Genomic DNA, 617 nt, shown 5'->3' on the forward strand with positions numbered 1-617 from the left:
GTCTGGACCGGGGGATTTCGTGGTTTGATGCGGCGGACCTGTACGGCAGCCATTCCTATCTGGCCGAAGCCCTCCGGGGGGTTCCGCGAGACCGGTATGTTCTGGTTTCCAAAATCTGGCTTCGACCCAGAGGACTTCCGGAAGGACTGCCGACGGATACGGAGCAGGTTGTGCATCGATTTTTGCAGGAGCTTCGAACGGACTATATCGATTTGCTTCTGCTTCATTGCCTGGTGGAACCGGACTGGTCGTCGCGGTATGAAAAGGAAATGGAGGTGCTGACGCGTCTGAAGGAGAAAGGTCTTTTGCGGGCACACGGTGTTTCCTGTCATTCGCTGCCGGCTTTGTCCGCCGCCGCCTCGCATCCGTGGGTGGAGTCGATTCACGCCCGCATCAATCCGTTCGGTGTCCAGATGGACGGCTCGCCGGAAGCGGTTGTCCCGGTTCTTCGGCAGGCACACGAAAACGGCAAAGGGCTGATTGGGATGAAGCTGATCGGCGAAGGGGCTTTCCGCAACAGCCCCGAAAAACGCGCCGAAAGCATCGATTTTGTGTTCAATCTGGGCTGTGTGGATGCCGTCACCATCGGCTTTGAATCCCCCGAAGAAGAAGCCGAC

General features: G+C 58.0%; 1 protein-coding gene. It reads left to right on the top strand.

All coding sequences use genetic code 11. The annotated features are described in order from the left end of the window. Positions 1-617, top strand: a 617-nt coding sequence (locus WHS88_12665) for an aldo/keto reductase (protein ID MEJ5261032.1), incomplete at both ends; no start/stop codon positions are given.

The sequence above is a fragment of the Anaerohalosphaeraceae bacterium genome, assembly GCA_037479115.1.
Classification (GTDB): Bacteria; Planctomycetota; Phycisphaerae; order Sedimentisphaerales; family Anaerohalosphaeraceae; genus JAHDQI01.